We start from the raw sequence: 5,709 nt of genomic DNA, 5'->3' as shown, positions 1-5,709 counted from the left end.
GACCAGGAGGACGGGGCAGGGGGCGTGGTCGACGGCGAAGCGGACGGCCGGTCCCAGGCTGTGCGGGCCGAGCCGGGCCCGGTCGCCGTCGCGGGCCAGTACCAGCAGATCGGCGCCCTCCGCGGCGGTGACCACCTCGTGCTCGGGCCGCCCCGTCCGCTCCAGCCGGACGCACGGACGGCCCAGCCGGGCCGCGGCGGCATCCAGCAGCCGGGCCGCCGACGCGCCGCCCAGGGCGGCCACCCGGTCGCCCGGGTCGCTGCCCCAGTCCCCGGCCGGACGGTGCCCCCGGGGGTGACCGCGGCCGAGCAGCCCGGCGAACGCCCCGTGTGCCAGCGCGGGCACCTCCTCCCCGCTGACGTGCAGCAGCACCACCTCGGCGGTCTCGGGCGCGTGGGCGCGGACGGCGTCCACACAGGAGGGCCAGGTGCCCTCGACGAGCCAGGCGATCACACGCATACGGCGGCTCCCTCACCTTCGTGCCTCGCACACTGCGCGCAGTCGCGTACATTACGCGCAGTCCTCGGCCGCGCACACCACTGCGCGAGGTCCTCGCCGCGCGCACACTGCGCGCAGTCCTCGGCCGCGCACACCGCGCGGACAGCGTCCGCGGCTACACGATCCGCAGCGCCCCCCACAGTGCCACCACCGCGGGCACGAGCGCGCTCGGTACGGCCAGCAGACCCAGCCGGGTGAACTCCTTCAGGTCCACCCCGTGCTCGTGCTGGTGGACGATCCTGCGCCACAGCAGGGTCGCCAGCGAACCGGCGTAGGTCAGGTTCGGGCCGATGTTGACGCCCAGCAGCACCGCGAGCACCGCGCCCGGACCGGCCGGCGCGGCCAGCGGCAGCAGCACCAGCACCGCGGGCAGGTTGTTGATCAGATTGGCCAGGACGGCGGCCACCGCGGCGGTCCCGAGCAGCGCCGCCAGGCCGGTGCCGCCGGGCAGCACGTGCCCGAGGGCGTCGGCGAGCCCGTGGTCGACCACCGCGCGCACGACGACGCCGAGCGCCAGGACGAACGCCAGGAAGGCGGGCGCCGCCGCCCGCACCACCGTCACCGGCGTGGCCCGGCCGCGCAGCAGCGCGCGCCCGGCGAGCACCAGGGCGCCGGCCAGCGCCGCCCACGCCGGTTCCACGCCGAACAGCGAGGCGACGACGAAGCCGGCCAGCGTGCAGGCCACCGTGACCAGCGCGAACAGCGGCAGCGCGGGCGGCTCGCCGGGGTCCGGCGCGGGCGCCGCGGCCGCCAGGTCGTGGGCGAAGAAGCGCCGGAAGACCAGGTACTCGGCGCCGATCGCCACCAGCCAGGGCAGCGCCATCAGCGCGGCGAACCGGGTGAAGCTCAGTCCGCTGGCCGCGAACGCCAGCAGGTTCGTCAGGTTGGACACGGGCAGCAGCAGCGACGCCGTGTTGGACAAGTGGGTGCAGGCGTACACGTGCGGCTTGGGGCGTACGCCGGTGCGGGCGGCGGTGGCGAACACCACCGGGGTCAGCAGCACGATCGTGGCGTCCAGGCTGAGTACCGCCGTGATCGCTGAGGCCAGCGCGAACACCGCCGTCAACAGCTTCACCGGCCGGCCCCGGGCCCAGCGGGCCGTCCACGCCCCGCACGCCCGGAACAGCCCCTCGGCGTCGCAGAAGTGGGCGATGACCAGGACGGCGGCGAGGAAGCCGACCACCGGCCCGAGCCGTTCGGCCTCGGCCCGGGCGTGGGCCGGCGAGATGACGCCCGTCGCCACGGCCACCGCGGCCGCGGGGACCGCCATGACCGCCTCGGGCAGCCCGAAGGGCCGCACGACGGCCCAGACGAGGACCGCGACGAGCAGGACGACGGACAGGATCTCTGCGAACGCGCTGTTCAGGGCTCGGTCCTCCGGACACGGTCGACGGTGCCCGCACATCAAAGCAAACGGAGGTGTCAGGTCCGCACCGATGGGCGGGCACCGGACGCGTCAGCCCGGTACCCGGGGGGCGTCAGGGGCCGGCACCCGGACCGTGTCAGGGGCCGGTCCCCGGACGCAGGACCGTCACGGTCACCGAGGAGGCGTTGCCGCCCACCGGGACCGGCCCCGCCGTCCACCGCACCTTCAGGGAGTCGCGCTCGTCGGGCGGGGTCACGATCAGCGTGGCCGGTGTCGCCGCCCTCGCCTCGCTCACCTCGGGGTTGGAGAAGCTCAGGCCCGCCCAGGCGCTCGCGCCCGGCGTGAGCCTCACCGACGCGGGCGAACCCGGCGAACGCATCGGGTCCGCACCGAGCTGCCGGCCGGAGGCGTCCGTGAACGCGGCGCCCGGATAGCCGTACACCGTGCAGGTGCGGCCCGAGACGTTGGTGAGGACCACCGGGAAGTTCTCCTGCCCGGCGCCGGGGTCGTTGCGGCCCACCGTGGCCCGCAGTTCGGAGGTGTGGCAGCGGCTGCCGCCGCGCGCTGTGCCGGGGGTGCCGGCCGTCGTGGCGGGGCCGGTCGCGGCCGGGGGAGAGCCGGTGCCGGTGGCCGGACGGCCCGGACGCGCGGTGCGGTCGCCGGCCGGCGTGCTCGTGGCGGGCGCCGCACCGGTCGTCGTGCCGCCGTTCGCCGTGTCGCCGTTCGTGGCGTCACCGGTCGCGGGCGCGGCGGTGCCCGGCACCTTCTGCGGCGCGCTCGTGGTGCTGCCGCCGTTGCCGCAGGCGGTCAGCAGGCCCAGCACGGCGAGCGCGCTCGCGAGCACGGCGGTGCGGTGACGGGACGGGGACGTGTACGCCATGTTCCACGCTCCTGCAAGGTTCGTCGCACGCGGCGCGTGCGTCCGGCGCCCGGGTGCGCCGTCATCGAGGTCCGATGCGCGATCCGGGCGGAAAGTTCGCGGCGTTCGCGGATTTTCCGCTCCGGGGTCCGCCGCGCCTTCCTCGCGGGCATGTCTTCCCGCTCCCGGGCCCGGTGGTGTTCACCCGTACGGAGTCAGGTCACCCGCAGGGCGCGGAGTATGCGAGCGGTCGCGTCCTCGCCGTCGTGCCGCCGGATCTGCACGTACACCCGGTCGCTCGCGCCGGCGGCGGACGGGACCAGCGCGCTCTCGGTGATCCGGCCGCCGCCGGGGCAGCGGCTCCAGGAACGGACGACGCCCGTGAAGCGGGGGTCGGCGTAGGCACGGCTGCCGTCGTAGTGGCAGCCGGCGTGGCCGATGGCGTTCACCCGGGCCGTGAGGTCGCCGTGGTCGCTCAGCCCGACGAAGACGCCGTCCACGCCGGCCCCCGGATCCTGCCAGCGGGCCAGGTCGTCGGCGACGGCGAGCGCCGGTTCGTGCCCGGCGGGCAGGCCGAGCACGGCCGGGTCCCAGCCGGAGTCCCGCAGCTGCCGCGCCCAGCCGGCCGGCACCCGCACCGCGATCCGGCCGGTGGCGTCGGCGACGGGCACGTCCGGCGCCGGACCGGGCCGCAGCGTCGGCACCAGGGCCACGCCCGCGATGCCGAGCGCCGCAACCGCCGCCACCACGGCCACTACGGCCGGCACTCGGCGGCGGGCGCGCGGCCGGGTGCCGGCCGGCCCCGCACCGGCCGTCCGCTCCCGCCGCTCCAGCCGCTCCAGTTCGTCCGCGAACGCCCCGGCATCCGGCCAGCGCCGCTCGCGGTCGGGTTCCAGCGCCCGCATCAGCGCCCGCTCGACGCCCGCGTCCAGTCCGGGCCGCAGACGCCCGGGCGGTACGACGCTGCCCGGCGCCGCCGGGACCACGCCCGTGACCAGCTCGTACCCGACCGCGCCCAGGCTGTAGACGTCGGCCCGCGCGTCGATGCCCGCACCCGGACCGGCCTGCTCGGGCGGCCGGTACCCGGCCGAACCCGCCGCCAGGGTCAGCCCGGAGGCCTCGGCCAGGGACTTGGCCAGCCCCAGGTCGGCGAGCAGCACCCGCCGGGTGCCGTCCGGCGCGGTGCGCAGCAGGACGTTGCTGGGCTTGACGTCCCGGTGCACGATGCCCGCCTCGTGCAGGGCGTGGGCGCCGCGCGCGGCGAGCGCGGTCAGCCGCAGCGCCTCCGGCACGGGCAGCGGACCGGCGGCGAGCAGATCGGCGAGCGTGCCCGCGTCGGCGTGCTCCATGACGAAGTACGGCCTGCCGTCGGGCAGTTCACCGATGTCGTAGACCTGCACCACCCGGGGCGAGCCGGCCTTGCGCAGCAGCCGCGCCTCGGACAGGAACCGCTCGCGCACGTCGAGGCGGTGCGCCCAGTTCTCGGCGAGGACCTTCACCGCCACCAGGGCGTCGAGGTCGTCGTCCCGGGCCAGCCACACCGTGCCGAAGGCACCGGTGCCCAGACACCGTTCGATCCGGTAGCGGCCGATCCGCTCGGCGGAGTGCATGGGACTATCATGCCTGCCCTGAGATCGACTCCAAGGGGGCCTGCCGTGCCGGATGCGGCGCTGACCGAGGACCTGGCCCGGCGCGCCGCCGCGGGGGACGGCGCGGCGCTCGCGGAACTGCTGGCGGAGATCCGCCCGGAGGTGGTGCGGCGCTGCGGGCGTTTCCTGCCGTGCCGGGAGGACGCGGAGGAGGCCGCGCAGGACGTGCTGCTGACGCTCTCCCGGCGCATCGCCACGTTCGAGGGCCGCAGCCGTTTTTCCACCTGGCTCTACACGGTCGTCGCCAACTGCTGCCGCCAGAAGTACCGGGAGCTGCGCCGCCGGGCCGCCGAGCAGCCCGTCGCGCTCGAGCCCGCCCAGCACGTCGATCCTCGCACCACCAGCGTCATCGCGGGCTCCCGCGTGGATCTGCTGGAGGCGCTGGACCGGCTGGAGCGGGAGCGTCCGCACCTGGTGGCGCCGCTGGTGTACCGGGACCTGTGCCAGTTGGAGTACGCCGAGGCCGCCGAGCGGGCCGGGGTCCCGCTGGGCACGTTCAAGTCGCGGCTGCACGAGGCGCGCCGCCAGGTCAGGCCCTGGCTGACCGACGCCTCCTGACGCCCCGTCCGCGGATTCCTCCTGGAGGCGCCCCGGCAGGGCACCCCCGGAAGCCTTGCCCGCATGTCTCCCCTGAGGTTCACTCCTCGTCGCGCAGGCTCATCTCCGCCCAGATGGTCTTGCCGTCCACGGTGTGGCGGCTGCCCCAGCGCTGGGTGAGCTGGGCGACCAGCAGCAGCCCGCGGCCGCCCTCGTCCCACGTCTTGGCGCGGCGCAGGTGCGGGGCGGTGTTGCTGGTGTCGGACACCTCGCAGATCAGGTGCGTGTCGTCGTGGATGAGGCGCAGCCGGATCGGCGGGGTGCCGTAGCGGATGGCGTTGGTGACCAGCTCGCTGACCACCAGTTCGGCGGTGAACGCCACCATGCTCAGCCCCCAGGCGTCCAGCCGGTCCAGGGCCTGCTTGCGGATCGGGGCGACCAGGGCGGGGTCGGCGGGGACGTCCCAGGTCGCTACCTGGGAGGCGGGCAGGCCCCGGGTGCGGGCCAGCAGCAGGGCCGCGTCGTCGGTGGAGCCGACGGCCGGCAGCAGGGTCTGCAGCACCCGGTCGCAGGTCTCCTCCAGGCCGCCCGTGCGCTCGGCCAGCGCCGTGCACAGCAGCCGCCGTCCGTCCTCGGCGCTGCGCTCGCGGTGCTCGATCAGCCCGTCGGTGTAGAAGGACAGCACGCTGCCCTCCGGCAGGTGCAGGTCCACCGCCTCGAACGGCAGCCCGCCCAGGCCCAGCGGGGGACCGGCGGGCCGGGCGGTCACCCCCCGGGCCCGGCCCTTATTCACCTCCGGC

At 76.1% G+C, this 5,709-nt stretch carries 6 protein-coding genes; 1 reads left to right on the top strand and 5 read right to left on the bottom strand.

What is annotated here, in order from left to right; translation table 11 throughout:
* From GV126_RS33655 to GV126_RS33640, 4 genes are all read right to left on the bottom strand, one after another.
* The coding region (locus GV126_RS33655; RefSeq protein ID WP_159674938.1) for a universal stress protein at window positions 1–459 on the bottom strand (459 nt) is incomplete at its 3' end.
* A 154-nt stretch (window positions 460–613) separates the two neighbouring features.
* The gene (locus GV126_RS33650; RefSeq protein ID WP_159674936.1) at window positions 614–1,903 is read right to left on the bottom strand and encodes an SLC13 family permease; all 1,290 of its coding nucleotides are present in this window, start codon (window positions 1,901–1,903) and stop codon (window positions 614–616) included.
* Window positions 1,904–2,000: 97 nt separating this feature from the next.
* A complete protein-coding gene (locus tag GV126_RS33645) occupies window positions 2,001–2,744 on the bottom strand; it encodes a DUF4232 domain-containing protein (protein ID WP_159674934.1) in 744 nt (247 codons plus the stop codon).
* Between the two features lie 194 nt (window positions 2,745–2,938).
* On the bottom strand, window positions 2,939–4,333 hold the full coding sequence (locus GV126_RS33640; RefSeq protein WP_159674932.1) for a serine/threonine-protein kinase: 1,395 nt from the start codon (window positions 4,331–4,333) through the stop codon (window positions 2,939–2,941).
* Window positions 4,334–4,378: 45 nt separating this feature from the next.
* On the opposite strand from GV126_RS33640, the gene GV126_RS33635 reads away from it, so the two are divergent.
* The gene (locus GV126_RS33635; RefSeq protein WP_159674930.1) at window positions 4,379–4,930 is read left to right on the top strand and encodes an RNA polymerase sigma factor; all 552 of its coding nucleotides are present in this window, start codon (window positions 4,379–4,381) and stop codon (window positions 4,928–4,930) included.
* Between the two features lie 79 nt (window positions 4,931–5,009).
* Here GV126_RS33635 and GV126_RS33630 read toward each other — a convergent pair.
* The coding region (locus GV126_RS33630; protein ID WP_159674928.1) for a SpoIIE family protein phosphatase at window positions 5,010–5,709 on the bottom strand (700 nt) is incomplete at its 5' end.

It is taken from the genome of Streptomyces mexicanus (genome assembly GCF_902506575.1).
In the GTDB taxonomy this organism is placed as follows: domain Bacteria; phylum Actinomycetota; class Actinomycetes; order Streptomycetales; family Streptomycetaceae; genus Streptomyces; species Streptomyces mexicanus.
Note: the sequence above shows the minus strand (reverse complement) of the source record. Positions and strands in the feature narration are given on the sequence as shown.